We start from the raw sequence: 14,648 nt of genomic DNA on the forward strand, positions 1-14,648 counted from the left end.
TCAGAGGATGTAAAACTACGTAAAGTCATGGAATAGCGCTAATCTATGTCGTATTTTGCCCTTGGAGGTAGAGAAAACATGAATAAAATTCTGCTGGTTGATGACGATAGAGAGCTGACTGCTTTACTGAAAGAATTGCTCGAAATGGAAGGTTTTAACGTCGTTGTCGCCTACGACGGCGAGCAGGCGTTACAGATATTAGATAACACCATTGACCTGTTATTACTGGATGTGATGATGCCGAAGAAAAACGGTATCGATACATTAAAAGAACTACGACAGCAGCATCAAACACCGGTCATTATGCTGACCGCCCGCGGCAGTGAATTAGACCGCGTTCTTGGCTTGGAACTGGGTGCCGATGATTATCTGCCGAAGCCCTTTAATGACCGAGAACTGGTGGCGCGAATTCGCGCAATTCTTCGCCGTTCCAACTGGACCGATCAACAGCAGGCGGGTGATAACAGTGCACCGACACTGGAAGTCGATGGCCTGCGTCTGAACCCCGGCCGACAGGAAGCCAGCTTTGACGATATCGTGTTGGATCTGACTGGCACCGAATTCACGTTGCTCTATCTGCTGGCACAACGGCTAGGACAGGTGGTTTCCCGCGAGCATTTAAGCCAAGAGGTGCTGGGGAAACGGCTGACACCGTTTGACCGTGCGATCGATATGCATATCTCGAATCTGCGGCGTAAATTGCCAGAACGTAAGGACGGTCTGCCCTGGTTTAAAACGCTGCGCGGACGAGGCTATTTGATGGTGTCGGTTGCATGATCAATAGTTTGACCGCTCGTATCTTTGCCATTTTTTGGTTAACGCTGGCGCTGGTACTTATGCTGGTTCTGATGGTACCCAAGCTAGACTCGCGCCAGCTTACCGCCTTGCTGGAAAACGAGCAGCGGCAGGGCATCATGCTAGAACAGCATATTGAAGCAGACCTCGCCAACACGCCAGCCAACGATCTGCGCTGGTGGCTACGGCTGTTCTGGGTGCTGGAGAAGTGGGCGCCGCCGGGGCAGCGCCTTTTTTTGGTGACCAGCGAAGGCCGGATCTTTGGCGTGGAAAAGCATGAAACACCGATTGTGCGTAACTTTATCGGGTTGTCGGATAATGCCGATCACCCACAAAAGAAAAATTACGGCCGTATTGAGCTGCTCGGTCCCTTTGCGATTCAAGATGGTGATGACAACTACCAGCTTTACCTGATTCGTCCCGCCAGTAGTCCGCAGTCAGACTTCATTAGCCTGCTGTTTGACCGTCCTTTACTGCTGTTGATCTTCACCATGCTGATCAGTTCACCGCTGCTCCTTTGGCTTGCCTGGAGCCTGGCAAAACCCGCGCGCAAGCTCAAACACGCTGCCGACGAAGTCGCCAAAGGCAATTTACGACAGCACCCTGAATTGGAATCTGGCCCGCAGGAGTTTCTGGCTACGGGCGTCAGTTTTAACCAGATGGTCAGCGCGCTGGAACGGATGGTCACCGCACAGCAACGTCTGCTGTCGGATATCTCTCATGAGCTGCGCACGCCGCTGACGCGCTTGCAACTGGCTACAGCGCTGCTGCGTCGGCGTCAGGGAGAAGGCAATGAGCTGAACCGCATCGAGACGGAAACGCAACGGCTCGACAGCATGATTAACGATCTCCTGGTGCTCTCACGCAATCAGCACAAGAACGAGCTAACCCGTGAGTTCCTGCGTGCCGATGAACTGTGGGGCAATGTGCTGGACGATGCCGCCTTTGAAGCCGAGCAGATGGGGAAAACGCTGGAAGTGCCCTATCCTCCGGGGCCGTGGACGCTCTTTGGCAACCCAGCCTCGCTCGACAGTGCGCTGGAAAATATCGTGCGCAACGCGCTGCGTTATTCTCACAACCACATCGAAGTGGCCTTCTCGGTGGATAATCAGGGCATCACCATCAAAGTGGATGACGATGGCCCCGGCGTGAGCCCGGAAGATCGCGAACAGATTTTCCGCCCCTTCTACCGTACGGATGAAGCGCGTGACCGCGAATCCGGCGGCAGTGGTTTAGGGCTCGCCATTGTGGAAACCGCCATTACACAGCACAAAGGCTGGGTAAAAGCGGAAGACAGTCCACTGGGCGGATTACGACTGATAATCTGGCTGCCGTTGCATCAACGGTAAATCAGGCAGGCTATTTTCCCACCACCGACGTTTCCCTCTATAACACGCTCTCAGGTGCCCGACATGGGCACCTGTCACTTTCTGTTTATCTTCTCAAGGTTATACTGGATTGAGTTTTTTAGGCGATTGCGTAGAGTGATCGCCACTCATGCCGAAAACAGGCAAGACCCGTGTTGAATGAAGGATACAAACCATGAAAGGAGTAACGCTGCTGGCTGGCGTACTGACCGCGTTAATGAGCAGCCAGGCATTCAGTTCCAGCGATGGAGTGTGCGGCTTTTCCGACTCGGAATGTGGCGTGTCCGCCCTGCCCTATTTGCAGCCGGGCAACGACACGCGTGCTAACCTGATGTTGCTGCAAAGCCGTCTCCACAACATGTCGCTTCCGTTACCCCATCCTTTGCCCGATCAAACGCGTTCACGTATCGACCCTTTCACAGCCTACCGGGTCATGGGGATTGCAGCCACGGAAGAGGTTCCTTCGTCAGGTTCAGCGGAGGATATCACGGCAGATGCGCCTTACCTTTCGACACTGAATAAAGCGAAGCAGCTTAACCTTCCTTTAGCCGTTCAGGGCACGATCTCCACGTTTTCGCCTGACGATAACGAAGGACGCCATATTTCCAATGCGCTCTCCACGCTGGAAGCGTTTTTCGATGTCCTGCTGGCTGACACACAGCTCACCAATGAGCAACGCACGCTGCTGGCACATCAGCGGGTGAATCTCCTCAACCCGCTGTATACCAAAGAGGCGCTGAACGAGGGTCTTGCAAGTCTGCCGGACGAAGGACATGCCGGCGCACTTAATCAGTATCTGTTCGCGGTTCTCGCGTTTTATCAGGGACACTTTGATGAGGCGGAAAGCGGCTTTGAGGTGCTAACGTCCTCATCGCAGCCGTGGGTGGCGGAAACATCGCGCTATATGTTGATTCGCGTAGCAATCAATAAAGCGATGGAAAACGCGCTTGATGAATACAACATGTTTGATGCCAGTAAAGCCGATAAAGCGGCTGCACAGCAGGCCATTCAGCATATTGGCGACTATCTGAAACAGTATCCTGACGGGCAATACATCGAGTCCGCTAACGGGCTGTACCGCCGCGCTTACTGGATTCTGGACGATGTGAATGCCCTGGCGACAACGTACCAACACGAGCTGAACAACACCACCGACGTCGAAACCCTCCTTGAATTGAGCGACGAGATCGACAACAAGCTGCTGGAAAATCGGCAGTTCACCAGCGCGCCGGGCAGCCCACCGTTGACGATGGTGCAAGATCTCAAGCGCTTGCGTTCAGATGACGGCTGGCTGGCATTACCCGCCTTATCCACTGACGAGCTGGCCGCGCAGAAGCCGCTGTTTGCGCAAGACAACATGCAGGACGCGTTCAGCTACCTTCAGGCAGCGCAGCTGTTTTATGGTCAAAAAGATTACGCTGCCGTGGTTAACAGCGTTCCCGCAACACAGGCGAACGATCTGACTGATACCGTGCGTTTCAGCCTGCAAGTCTTACGCGGTCGGGCGCTGGTGCGTCTGGAGCGCTGGGATGAGGCGGAAACGCACTGGCGTCAGCTGTTAACGCGCAATATGGGGTACACGCAAAATCAGTTCCTGCAACTGGCGCTGGCGGAAACGCTGGTCAAGGCAGGTCATCCAGAGCGGATCTTTGCCGCCGACAGCCCAGTGAAAAATCTGCGTTTCCGTTCAGCCGTGCTGAAAATTAGCGCCAACGCCGCTCTGTTACGTCAGCAAACAGGCCCGCAGCAAACCCATGAAGAACGGGCTATCGCACTGCATACGTTGTTAACCAAGTCGCTAACCCACGGTGATTACGCCAGCTATCTCAAAGATGTTCAGTTGAGGAAAGACATTGCGCCGCTAGTCAGCAGTGAAAATCAAAGCTGGAATCAGGAAGATTTAACAGCATTTGACTGGGACGGCAGCGATACCGAAGAAGACTACCAATGCCCAGCGCTGGGTAGCGTGGTCGAGACGCTGAATCAACGCCCCAATGATGCCCGTTCGATTAACTGCCTCGGTGAGTTTTTCCTGCGCACCAATAACAGCGTGGGCTTCGACTGGGGAGAAGGCAGCATGTTGAGTGGACTCACCAACGCGCCAACGCAGTTCGTCGGCACCGAATATAACCGTTTGGATGGGTATATGCGGGTGATTGCCGACCCGAAAGCGCCGCCGGAAGACAAAACCTATGCCCTGTATCGCGCGGTTAACTGCTATGCGCCAAGCGGCTATAACGACTGTGGTCCGCAGGACATCAGCAAGGCAACCCGCAAAGCCTGGTTTACCCAACTGAAAACCAAGTACAAAGGCAGCGTGTGGGCAGACAAGCTCGATTATTACTGGTAACGCCGTTAATCGTGCTGGCCGGCCTGCTCTCATTCTGTACGCAGGCCGCTTCCGTTAACGCAATCCCTTCAGCCATCAACACGGCGCACCCCATCGTCGACGCAACACGCTATCAGGATTTCTGGCTGTGGGCGGCGGTGCGGCCCCAGCCGATTCTGCATCAGGCACAGACGCTGTACCTGCATCAGGGCGAAGTGGCGCGCCGTCAGGGCAAGGTCGTGTTCCTGCGTCAGGGGATCCCGCCCAGCCAGCTGCGCGTTAACCGCGTCTGGCTGGCTTTCCGCATGACCACGCTGGAGCTTTCCGATCGCCACCTGAACCGGATACTAAAGTTACGGGAAAAGTGGCAGCGTCAGGGGAATCAAGTTGCTGGGATTCAGATCGATTTTGACGCGAAAAGCTATCAATTGGCAGGCTATGTCGCGTTTCTGACGCAATTACGCGAGCGTTTACCCGAAGATTGTCAGCTCAGTATTACGGGGCTGCTCGACTGGTCGAAAACTGGTGATGTTGCGGCGTTGAACCGCTTACAAGGCAAGCTGGATGAAGTGGTGGTGCAAACCTATCAGGGTCGCAGCACCATTACCAACTACGCCGAGTACCTGCCCGCGCTGATGAAGCTGACCCTGCCTTTCCGAGTCGGGCTGGTACAACACGGCAAGTGGGAACCGCAGTGGCAGCAGCGCCTTGCCACTTCACCGTATTATCGCGGGGAAGTGGTGTTTCTGGTGAATCCGCCCCTGAAAAAATCCGCCACCGGCAGATTGTAGCAAGGTAAGCTATGGCTACAGGCAACCACCGAAGCCATTTTGCCGCCAGGCTTCATAGCTGATAATCGCCACGGCATTCGACAGATTCAGGCTACGGTTATTAGACTGCATGGGAATGCGGATACGGAAATCCGACTCAAAGCCGTTACGAATCTCGTCTGGCAGGCCGGACGTTTCCGATCCAAACAGCAATACATCACCTGGCTGGTAGCTCGGTTGGTCATACGGGCGGCTGCCTTTGGTGGTACAGGCGAAGATACGTTTGCCGGGAATCGCAGCCAGAAAATCCTGATAGTTTTTATGACGGCTGACGTTCGCCAGATCGTGATAATCCAGTCCCGCACGGCGCAGCTTTTTCTCTTCAAAATCAAAACCCAGCGGTTCAATCAAATGAAGCGTACAGCCGTTGTTGGCCGCCAGTCGGATAATATTGCCAGTGTTCGGTGCAATTTGAGGCTCATAGAGCGCGATATGGAACATGAGATAGCGTCAACCACGAAGAAAAATTCCGCCGCAGTATAACGCATTCCCACAGGGCAGCCCAAAACCTGTGCACGCAGGATTGCGGATTACTCTGTACTTATGCCAGTCGCTTAAGAACCGAGATACACGGAGCGACCACGGGGCGAGGTATCCCTGCGGGAACCTCATCCCCGTGTTTCTCCTAAAAATGAGCTTAAGTAATCGACATCTGCTTACTCTGCACGACGTTTTCATCCGCAGCGATTACACTTAAGTGAATACATCAGGATAATGTGCTGATGAAAACACGATGCGGGCATGTATACCCTAAATAATTCGAGTTGCGTGAAGGCGGCAACCGGGCGAATCCCCAGGAGCTTACTCAGGTAAGTGACTGGGGTGAGTAAGGGCGGCCAACGCACAAGCAGCTTGAAGTATGACGGGTATAGCCTGCGTGGAGGTTTAATGAAACACCCTAAGACACTATTGGCCTGTGCAGCCCTGCTCAGCCTACCGCTTCTGGCGAGTGCCAATACGCCGCAAGCACCCACGCCTCAACAGCAGTTTGAGAGCGGCATAAGCAGCCAGAAACAGTTGCAGCAAAATATGCAGCAGAACCAGAAATTACAGCAACAGCAGCTAAATAATCAGCTCCAGCAGCGCAACCAGCAGTTGCAGCAACAGCGCCAGCAGCAGCTACAACAGGATTTACAGCGGTCACAGAGAACCACTCCGCCGCCGCCAATTAAGCAGAATCCCTGATGCGATGATGGCCTTATAGCCGCACACCCATCAGCGTTAAAATCAACGGCGTGGTTAACGCCGCCATCGCCGTTGATAACAGCAGGCTTGATGCCACCGGGCCGCCCAGCACATCGAACTGACGCGACATCAGATAGACGTTGACGCCCACCGCCATCGACCCCAGCAGCACAACTGCTCGCGTTTCCATTTCCGGCAGGCCGAGCGCGATAGCAATCCCCCAGATCACCAGCGGCTGTACCAGCAGTTTGATCGTACAAATCGCTGTGCTGATCTGCCAACCGTCACGCACGCGGTATTCCGCCAGCCCCATTCCCAGCGCTACCAGCGATAGCGGTGCAGCAATCTGCCCCAGCATGGCCAGCGGTTGGTCAACATACGACGGCAGCGGCAGGCCCGTCAGGCTAAATAAGGTCCCGGACAGAATGCCGATGATCAGCGGGTTCTTCAGCACGCCCAGCGCGGTTTTGGTAAAGCCCTGTAGCGACAGCGCCCCGTTACGCGCCCATTCCACCGACACCGTCACCAGCGTCCACAAAATAAGCCCGTTAAACACCACCACCAGCGCGACCGACGGGATCGCCTCTTCGCCCAGCATCAGCGTGGCAATCGGCAGCCCCAGCATCACGTTGTTGGAGAAGATGCCGCTCAACGCAAACAGCGAGCCAGAGACACCATCAAGATGAAAGATTTTGCGCGCCACGATGCGGCCCAGAACAAACACCAGCAAACAGCCACCAAAAAAGGCGATCAGCAGTCGGGCATCTACCACCGGACGTTTGGAAAAATCCGACATCAGGCGGAATAGCATGGCGGGCATAGCGACGGAGAAGACAAAGCGCGTCATGCCATCGGTAACGGTGGTCGGCCATTTACCGTAGCGAATCAGGCTATAGCCGAGCGCGATAAGAACAAAGAGGGGTAACGATAGAAAAATCTGGTGCCAAAGCGAAACAATAAATGCGGGCATGAAGCCACTTCCTTATTACCGGCACCAAGTCAGAAAGAGGATCCGCCGCAATCAAAGATAATACGGAGGTATACCCTAAATAATTCGAGTTGCGTGAAGGCGGCAACCGCGTGAATCCCCAGGAGCTTACTCAGGTAAGTGACTGGGTGAGCAAGGGAAGCCAACGCACAAGCAGCTTGAAGTATGACGGGTATAATAGGCAGACCTCAGCCGGTCGCGAAGTTAGCCCCGATTAAATCTATCCGGTCAGTACAGATACAGTCAACGCCCCAATCCAGCAAAGTTTGCGCGCGATCGGGTTGGTTGACGGTATAAACCAGAATGCGCAAACCCGCAGCTTTCAGATCCGCGACGCGTTCTGCCGTCAGCAGTTTGTGATTCAGGTGAATGGACACGCATCCCAAACGCTGCGTTAACGCCAGCCAGTCCTCTTCCCACTCATCCAACAGCAGCCCGCGCGGCAGTTCCGGTGCGGCCTGCTGCGCCGCTTCAAGCGCATCAATAGAGAATGATGACAGCAGCGGCGCGACCGGATGATCGGCCCACAGTTGGCGCGCTGCCAGCGCAATCACCCGTCCGGTTTCTGTTTCATATCCGGTGGTGGGTTTAATTTCGATGTTGGCCGCCATGCCGTACTGCACACAGCGTTTTGCTACTTCCGATAGCAGCGGCAGGCGTTCACCGACAAATTTATGACCGTACCAACCGCCGACATCCAGCCCGACCAGCTTGTCCCACGGCAGTTCCCCGGCAATACCCCAGCCGTTGCTGGTGCGCTCAAGCGTGTCGTCGTGTAGGAGGAAAATCTGGTCGTCCTGCGACAGCTTGGCGTCAAATTCGATCATCTTGTGACCGAGGCTCGCGCCGACATCAATCGCCGCCAGCGTATTTTCCGGTGCCAGTGAACCGCCGCCGCGATGGGCGACAATGCTCGGGTAAGGCCAGAGTGTTTCCATTATTCCATCCGTAATCCGCTTTGCGAATCAAACAGGTGCCATGATGACGTCGGTAAGTGTAGCCAGAGCGTCGAGCCAATCGCAGGACAGTGCTCATAAGAGAGCCGCGCAATCACATTCTGCCCGCCCCACTTGCCGTGCGCTAAGTTATCCGCGCCCAGCAGTTCGAGTGTTGAAATCTGCAACGGGATACCGCCGGTTTCGCTCGTCGCCAGCTGAATATGCTCTGGTCGAACCCCCAGCGTCAATGCTTTACCGCGCCATTGCGGCTTCGGTTCAGGCAGTGCCAGCGCGATGTCGCCATCGATTTCAAAGCGGCAACCGTCATCGCTAATGCGACCTGACCACAGGTTCATGGCCGGTGAGCCAATAAAGCTGGCCACAAACAGCGATGCCGGGCGGCGATAAATATCAGCCGGTGCGCCGATTTGTTCAGCGATCCCTTTGTTCATCACGATGACGCGCTGCGCCAGCGTCATCGCCTCAACCTGATCGTGCGTGACGTACAGGCTGGTAGTTTTCAGGCGCTGGTGCAGTTGCTGTAATTCGAGCCGCATCTGTACGCGCAGTTTGGCATCCAGATTCGACAACGGTTCATCGAACAGGAACACCGCCGGTTCACGCACAATCGCCCGCCCCATCGCCACGCGCTGACGCTGGCCGCCCGATAGTTCACGCGGCTTGCGTTGCAGCAGCGGCATCAGTTCCAGAATTCGCGCCGCATCTTCCACGCGCTCGCGGATCTGCGCCTTGCCGAAGCCACGGATTTTCAGGCCGTAAGCCATATTGTCGAACACGTTCATATGGGGATAAAGCGCATAGTTCTGGAACACCATCGCAATACCGCGATCTTTCGGTTCCAGATTGGTGACCCGCTGGTTATCAATGTAGATATCGCCGCTGGTGGTGCGTTCGAGGCCTGCCACCATACGCAGCAGCGTCGATTTGCCGCAGCCTGACGGCCCGACCATCACGACGAACTCGCCGTCAGCGACGTCCAGATCGATAGGTTGGATAATCTGTGTTTTGCCATCGTAAGACTTGGTGACGGCCTGAAGTTTTAAACATGCCATAAGCGTTTCCGAAATTCGTCTCGATTTATTTTTCGCTGTCGACCAGACCGCGAACGAACCAGCGCTGCATCAGTAGTACCACCAGCAGCGGCGGCAGCATGGTCAGCAGCATCGCGGCCATCACCTGATTCCACTGGGTCGCGCCATCACCGGAGGCAATCATGCTTTTAATCCCAGCGACCGCAGTACCCAGACTGGCATCGCTGACAATCAGCAGCGGCCACAGGTACTGGTTCCAGCCGTAGATGAACGTGATCACGAACAGCGCGGCCAGATTGGTCTTCGACAGCGGTAGCACCATGTCAAAGAAGAAACGCATCGGGCTGGCACCGTCGATACGCGCCGCTTCCATCAGCTCATCCGGCAGCGTCATAAAGAACTGGCGGAACAGGAAGGTTGCTGTCGCCGAGGCCATCAGCGGCAGCGTTAAACCGGTGTAGCTGTCCATCATGTCCAGCCGCGCGATCACTTCCACGGTTGGGAAAATACGCACTTCCACTGGCAGCATCAGCGTCAGGAAAATCATCCAGAAGAACAGGTTGCGCAGCGGAAAACGGAAATAGACGATGGCGTAAGCGGACAGAATCGATACGGTAATTTTGCCCACCGTGATCGCCAGCGCCATCACGAAGCTGTTAAGCAGCATCAACCCGAACGGCGTGGTGTTGTTGCCCGCGCCGTGCAGCCAGATATAACGCAGGTTTTCCCACAGGTGAGAACCGGGGATGAGCGTCATCGGAGCCTGAAAGACTTCCTGATTATCCAGCGTGGCAGCGACAAACCCCACGTACAGCGGAAACAAGACGGCGAGAATGCCGACGATCAGCATGACGTGGCTGAAAATATCTAACCCGCGACGATTCTCAATCATTGGCTGTTGACCTTAGTAGATAGCGTTGCTTCATTGATAATTCACCTTCCGTTCAACAAAGCGGAACTGAATCACGGTCAGCCCGATAACCAACAGCATCAGTATCACCGACTGCGCCGCTGAACTGGACAGATCCAGCCCTGCGAAACCCTCGCGATAAATTTTGTAGATCAGCGTAGTCGTCGACTGCACTGGCCCACCGGCCGTCGCAGCATCAATAATCGGGAAGGTATCGAAAAAGGCATACACCAGATTCACGACCAGCAGGAAGAAACTCACCGGCGAGATCATCGGCAGTACCAGATTGAAGAAGCGCCGTACGGGGCCAGAGCCATCAATCGCCCCTGCTTCCACCAGCGAACGGGGAATGGATTGCAGCGCGGCGAGGAAGAACAGGAAGTTATAGCTAATCTGTTTCCAGACCGACGCCAGTACGACTAAAAACATCGCCTGACCGCTGTGCTGCGCGTGGTTCCACGTATAGCCCAGCAGCCCGAGAAAGTGGGTGATCAGCCCCAGACCGGGGTTAAACAGGAACATCCATAGCACGGCCGCGACGGCGGGGGCCACGGCATATGGCAGGATGATCAACGTCTGATACAGGCGGCTAGCACGAATCACGTAGTCCACCAGCGCGGCCAGAAAGAGTGAAATCAGCATGCCAAACCCTGCCACCAGAAAACTGAATATCAGCGTGGTGTAAAACGAATCGAGGTAGTAAGGGTTATTGAACAGCTGTCTGAAGTTTTCCATGCCGACAAATTCGCTGGATAGTCCAAACGGATCCAGATTCTGCACCGAATACCACAGCGCCTGACCAGCAGGCCAGATAAAGAAAATCACGGTAATCAGCAGTTGGGGCAACACCAGCACATAGGGCAACCAGCTGCTACGAAAAACGGGGCGGGATGATGTCATGCGGTAACTCATTGCAAACAGAAAAGAAGCAGGCCGATTCCCTTCGGCCCGATATTACTCGACAAAAATGTATTACTTCGTCGACTGCTCGAAGCGACGCAGCAGCGCGTTACCGCGTTCTACCGCGCTATCCAACGCCTGCTGTGGCGTCTTCTTACCTGTCCATACGCTTTCTAATTCTTCATCCACAACGGTACGAATTTGCGGCATGTTGCCCAAACGCAGACCTTTGGTGAACGGCAATGGTGGCTTGTTCAACATCTGACGCGTAGCGATATCCGCACCAGGGTTTTTCTCATAGAAGCCCTGCTTCTGCGTCAGTTCGTACGCCGCAGTAGTGATTGGCAGGTAACCAGTTTTCTGGTGCCATTCAGCCGCATTTTCTGGCTCGGCGAGGAACTTCATAAACTCAGCAACGCCTTTGTAGGTCGCGGCATCTTTACCGCCCATCACCCACAGGCTGGCTCCGCCGATAATGGCGTTCTGCGGCGCGCCTTTCGCATCAGCGTCATACGGCATCATGCCAACACCGTAGTTGAACTTGGCATGTTCGCGAATATTCGCCAGCGAACCGGAAGAGGCCGTGGTGATAGCGCAATCGCCGTTGTAGAACTTCTCGGTCGGCTCATCCTTACGCCCGAAATAGGTGAAGTCACCCTTCTTGTTCATGTCCTGCAACAGCTGGATATGTTTGACCTGCGTTGGCTTGTTGAATTCCAGCACGGCATCGGTGCCGTCAAAGCCGTTGTTCTTGCTCGCAACTGGCAGACCATGCCAGGCGCTGAAGTTTTCAATCTGAATCCAGCCCTGCCAGCCGCTGGCGTAGCCGCACTTCATCCCAGCAGCACGCAGTTTGGCGGTGTACTCAGCCATCTGCTGCCAGGTTTTCGGTGGTTGCTCAGGGTCTAAACCGGCTTTCTTGAAGGCATCTTTGTTGTAGTACAGCACCGGCGTGGAGCTGTTAAACGGCTGCGACAGCAGGTGACCGCTCTTCGCATCGGTGTAATAACCAGAGACAGTCGGCACAAATACCGACTCATCGAAATTAATGCCTGACTCTTTGAAGACTTCATAGACTGGCTTGATGGCTTTACTTGCCATCATGGTCGCCGTACCGACTTCATAGACCTGCAAAATGGCGGGCGCATTCCCCGCGCGGTAGGCCGCAATCCCGGCAGCCAGATTCTGTTCGTAGTTGCCTTTGTAGACCGGCACAATTTTTACATCGCTGTGCGCTTTGTTAAAGCGGTCAGCCAAAGAATTCACTTCTTTCCCTAATTCGCCTTCCATGGAGTGCCAGAAAGGAATTTCTGTCGCGGCCTGCGCACTGGCGCTCATCAGCGCTAATGCCACACACGCCGCGGCGGTGCGAATAGCATGTGTTTTACGAATTGTGTTGTTGAACATGCCTGTCTCCTGCAATCAATTAAATGCGCCATCATTACGGCGTTTTTTATGCGAAGGTAAACATGACATGAGTGCATGACAGAAAAATAACTGGAAGATGACGGAAGAATGACAGAGAAAAGCCAAAATTACGCAGAATATGCATTTGTTCTGATATACGCTGAATAATTCGAGTGGCAGGACAAAACGTTACCGTTTTGAATAACACGAAGTGTTGACCCTTTTGAAGAATAACAAATATACGCGTCGCGGGTACAGTTATAGCAAGTGGTCGAATCGTGGGGCAGGTGTTCCTTTGCCCCAACCGTATTTCGTTTAATAGCGAGTCTATTTTTGCGGCGAATTAGCCTTCCCGTATCGCCTTTTCAACTTCTTCCGCCAGAATCGCAATACCGCGTTCGATTTTTTCCGGCTCCGGCACATAATTCATGCGCATGCACTGGTGAGCGTGCAGCCATTCTTGATCCAGACCGGGGAAGAAATGGTGACCCGGCACCATGAGGACGCCGCGTTTTTTCAGGCGTTGGTACAGAATTTCCGTCGTGATAGGGAGATCCTTGAACCACAGCCACAGGAATATCGCGCCTTCTGGCTTATGAATCAGACACTGCTCGGGCGACAGGTAGCGGCGAATGATCGCAATAGTTTCCGTTACGCGCTGCTGGTAGAACGGACGTATGACGTCATTAGATAAGCGCAGCAGATCGCCACGCTGAATCATCTCATGTGCCAGTGCCGGGCCGATTGCGCCCGGAGACAGGCTAATGATGCCGTTCATGTTGCCGATGGCGGAAATCACCTTTTCATCCGCAATGACGATACCGCAGCGTGAGCCGGGCAGACCCAGCTTGGACAGGCTCATGCACAGGATGATGTTCGGGTTCCACAGCGGCGTGGCATCGCTGAAGATGATGCCGGGGAAAGGTACGCCATAGGCGTTATCAATCAGCAGGGGAATGTTGTGCTGCTGCGCCAGAATATCCAGACGCATCAGCTCGTCGTCGGTCAGCACGTTACCAGTTGGATTGGTCGGGCGGGATACGCAGACCAGCCCGATATCATCGGTAATCGACAAGTTATCGAAATCGACGTGATATTTAAATTGCCCTTTGGGCAACAGTTCGATCTGCGGACGAACGGAGATGAACATGTTGTCGTCCAGCCCGGAATCCGAATAGCCGATATATTCCGGTGCCAGCGGAAACAACACCTTTTTCAGACTGCCATCACTGTGGCGACCAGCAAATAAGTTAAATAAGTAGAAAAACGCACTCTGACTGCCATTTGTCAGTGCAATGTTCTGTGGTCCAATCTGCCAGCCCAATTCATTACTCAGTAGCTCGGCCAGCGCCTTAAGCAGCGTATCCTTACCTTGCGGGCCGTCGTAGTTGCATAGTGCTTCCGTTAACTTCCCTTGTTCCAGCATATCCTGACACAGCTGTTTGAAGTAGCTGTCCATCTCCGGAATATGTGCCGGATTGCCGCCGCCCAGCATGATGGCGCCTGGCGTACGCAGCCCTTCGTTCAGGTCGTCCATTAATTGGGTGATGCCAGCGTGGCGCGTGAATTTCTTACCGAAAAGAGAAAAGTTCATAGTTTAGTTATCAGTGGTCGTACACAGGTTATCGGCAACCATAGCGCTTGCGCCAATAGGGTGCAATGTGGTTAAAAAGCAACCTATCGGTTTTTTATTCTATATATTCATTAAAATTTAGCATTATTTTCCAATGCAAATAATGGGGAGACGGTTTTACAATGTTAGAGGCTGCTGTTCCTGTGGTCTACGCCAATATCGTTTAATAGAGGTGATAGCCCACTTTCTCTTTCCATGATTTGCTGCTGCCTGTCAGACGCGGATTCGCCACCGTCTCATTCCGCTCCAGCGGCCAGTATTCCCCTGTTGCCGGAGCGCGTCGTTATAAGTTTTCCAATTGGTGATTTTGAACT

General features: G+C 54.1%; 13 protein-coding genes. 5 read left to right on the forward strand and 8 right to left on the reverse strand.

Features of this window, described 5'->3' with window-relative positions:
- The first annotated feature begins 78 nt into the window (after positions 1–78).
- The 4 genes from cpxR to K7X24_RS17665 all read left to right on the forward strand — a co-directional run bounded on the left by cpxR (position 79) and on the right by K7X24_RS17665 (position 5,282).
- Positions 79–777 carry an envelope stress response regulator transcription factor CpxR gene (gene cpxR / locus K7X24_RS17650; RefSeq protein WP_224556260.1) on the forward strand — a complete coding sequence of 233 codons (699 nt, stop codon included), beginning with the start codon at positions 79–81 and terminating at the stop codon, positions 775–777.
- Complete coding sequence (gene cpxA / locus K7X24_RS17655) at positions 774–2,144, forward strand: envelope stress sensor histidine kinase CpxA (RefSeq protein WP_224556264.1); 1,371 nt, start codon at positions 774–776, stop codon at positions 2,142–2,144. Before cpxR ends, cpxA begins: the two co-directional genes overlap by 4 nt.
- Before the next feature lie 193 nt (positions 2,145–2,337).
- Positions 2,338–4,512: a hypothetical protein gene (locus K7X24_RS17660; RefSeq protein WP_224556265.1), complete on the forward strand. Its 2,175-nt coding sequence runs from the start codon at positions 2,338–2,340 to the stop codon at positions 4,510–4,512.
- On the forward strand, positions 4,482–5,282 hold the full coding sequence (locus tag K7X24_RS17665) for a DUF3142 domain-containing protein (RefSeq protein ID WP_224556266.1): 801 nt from the start codon (positions 4,482–4,484) through the stop codon (positions 5,280–5,282). The genes K7X24_RS17660 and K7X24_RS17665 overlap by 31 nt, the downstream gene beginning before the upstream one ends.
- 15 nt (positions 5,283–5,297) lie before the next feature.
- On the opposite strand, the gene K7X24_RS17670 is transcribed toward K7X24_RS17665, so the two are convergent.
- Positions 5,298–5,762 carry a tRNA (cytidine(34)-2'-O)-methyltransferase gene (locus tag K7X24_RS17670; protein ID WP_039486769.1) on the reverse strand — a complete coding sequence of 155 codons (465 nt, stop codon included), beginning with the start codon at positions 5,760–5,762 and terminating at the stop codon, positions 5,298–5,300.
- A gap of 447 nt (positions 5,763–6,209) precedes the next feature.
- On the opposite strand from K7X24_RS17670, the gene K7X24_RS17675 reads away from it, so the two are divergent.
- Positions 6,210–6,506 (forward strand): hypothetical protein, encoded by a 297-nt coding sequence (locus K7X24_RS17675; RefSeq protein ID WP_224556268.1) that lies wholly within the window; start codon positions 6,210–6,212, stop codon positions 6,504–6,506.
- A 13-nt stretch (positions 6,507–6,519) separates the two neighbouring features.
- Here K7X24_RS17675 and K7X24_RS17680 read toward each other — a convergent pair whose 3' ends face one another.
- From K7X24_RS17680 to K7X24_RS17710, 7 genes are all read right to left on the reverse strand, one after another.
- Positions 6,520–7,476, reverse strand: a complete 957-nt coding sequence (locus tag K7X24_RS17680) for an AEC family transporter (protein ID WP_102118141.1) — start codon at positions 7,474–7,476, stop codon at positions 6,520–6,522.
- Between the two features lie 206 nt (positions 7,477–7,682).
- Positions 7,683–8,432 carry a glycerophosphodiester phosphodiesterase gene (ugpQ, locus tag K7X24_RS17685; RefSeq protein ID WP_224556271.1) on the reverse strand — a complete coding sequence of 250 codons (750 nt, stop codon included), beginning with the start codon at positions 8,430–8,432 and terminating at the stop codon, positions 7,683–7,685.
- Positions 8,432–9,505: a sn-glycerol-3-phosphate import ATP-binding protein UgpC gene (locus K7X24_RS17690; protein ID WP_102118139.1), complete on the reverse strand. Its 1,074-nt coding sequence runs from the start codon at positions 9,503–9,505 to the stop codon at positions 8,432–8,434. Before K7X24_RS17690 ends, ugpQ begins: the two co-directional genes overlap by 1 nt.
- Positions 9,506–9,530: 25 nt before the next feature.
- Positions 9,531–10,376, reverse strand: coding sequence for a sn-glycerol-3-phosphate ABC transporter permease UgpE (gene ugpE, locus K7X24_RS17695; protein ID WP_039491922.1), 846 nt, complete (start codon positions 10,374–10,376; stop codon positions 9,531–9,533).
- A gap of 30 nt (positions 10,377–10,406) precedes the next feature.
- A complete protein-coding gene (gene ugpA / locus K7X24_RS17700) occupies positions 10,407–11,294 on the reverse strand; it encodes a sn-glycerol-3-phosphate ABC transporter permease UgpA (RefSeq protein ID WP_224556273.1) in 888 nt (295 codons plus the stop codon).
- Between the two features lie 72 nt (positions 11,295–11,366).
- Positions 11,367–12,701: a sn-glycerol-3-phosphate ABC transporter substrate-binding protein UgpB gene (ugpB, locus tag K7X24_RS17705; RefSeq protein WP_010303220.1), complete on the reverse strand. Its 1,335-nt coding sequence runs from the start codon at positions 12,699–12,701 to the stop codon at positions 11,367–11,369.
- A 343-nt stretch (positions 12,702–13,044) separates the two neighbouring features.
- Positions 13,045–14,295 carry a valine--pyruvate transaminase gene (locus K7X24_RS17710; RefSeq protein ID WP_224556274.1) on the reverse strand — a complete coding sequence of 417 codons (1,251 nt, stop codon included), beginning with the start codon at positions 14,293–14,295 and terminating at the stop codon, positions 13,045–13,047.
- Between the last annotated feature and the right edge of the window lie 353 nt (positions 14,296–14,648).

The organism is Pectobacterium versatile (assembly GCF_020166435.1).
Classification (GTDB): Bacteria; Pseudomonadota; Gammaproteobacteria; order Enterobacterales; family Enterobacteriaceae; genus Pectobacterium; species Pectobacterium versatile.

Excerpts from the sequence above, each read along its gene's own strand:
- K7X24_RS17670 (WP_039486769.1), bottom strand. The coding sequence starts at position 5,762 with ATGTTCCATATCGCGCTCTATGAGCCTCAAATTGCACCGAACACTGGC.
- K7X24_RS17690 (WP_102118139.1), bottom strand. The coding sequence starts at position 9,505 with ATGGCATGTTTAAAACTTCAGGCCGTCACCAAGTCTTACGATGGCAAA.
- cpxR (WP_224556260.1), top strand. The coding sequence starts at position 79 with ATGAATAAAATTCTGCTGGTTGATGACGATAGAGAGCTGACTGCTTTA.
- ugpQ (WP_224556271.1), bottom strand. The coding sequence starts at position 8,432 with ATGGAAACACTCTGGCCTTACCCGAGCATTGTCGCCCATCGCGGCGGC.
- cpxA (WP_224556264.1), top strand. The coding sequence starts at position 774 with ATGATCAATAGTTTGACCGCTCGTATCTTTGCCATTTTTTGGTTAACG.
- K7X24_RS17675 (WP_224556268.1), top strand. The coding sequence starts at position 6,210 with ATGAAACACCCTAAGACACTATTGGCCTGTGCAGCCCTGCTCAGCCTA.
- K7X24_RS17710 (WP_224556274.1), bottom strand. The coding sequence starts at position 14,295 with ATGAACTTTTCTCTTTTCGGTAAGAAATTCACGCGCCACGCTGGCATC.
- ugpA (WP_224556273.1), bottom strand. The coding sequence starts at position 11,294 with ATGACATCATCCCGCCCCGTTTTTCGTAGCAGCTGGTTGCCCTATGTG.
- ugpB (WP_010303220.1), bottom strand. The coding sequence starts at position 12,701 with ATGTTCAACAACACAATTCGTAAAACACATGCTATTCGCACCGCCGCG.
- K7X24_RS17660 (WP_224556265.1), top strand. The coding sequence starts at position 2,338 with ATGAAAGGAGTAACGCTGCTGGCTGGCGTACTGACCGCGTTAATGAGC.
- K7X24_RS17680 (WP_102118141.1), bottom strand. The coding sequence starts at position 7,476 with ATGCCCGCATTTATTGTTTCGCTTTGGCACCAGATTTTTCTATCGTTA.
- ugpE (WP_039491922.1), bottom strand. The coding sequence starts at position 10,376 with ATGATTGAGAATCGTCGCGGGTTAGATATTTTCAGCCACGTCATGCTG.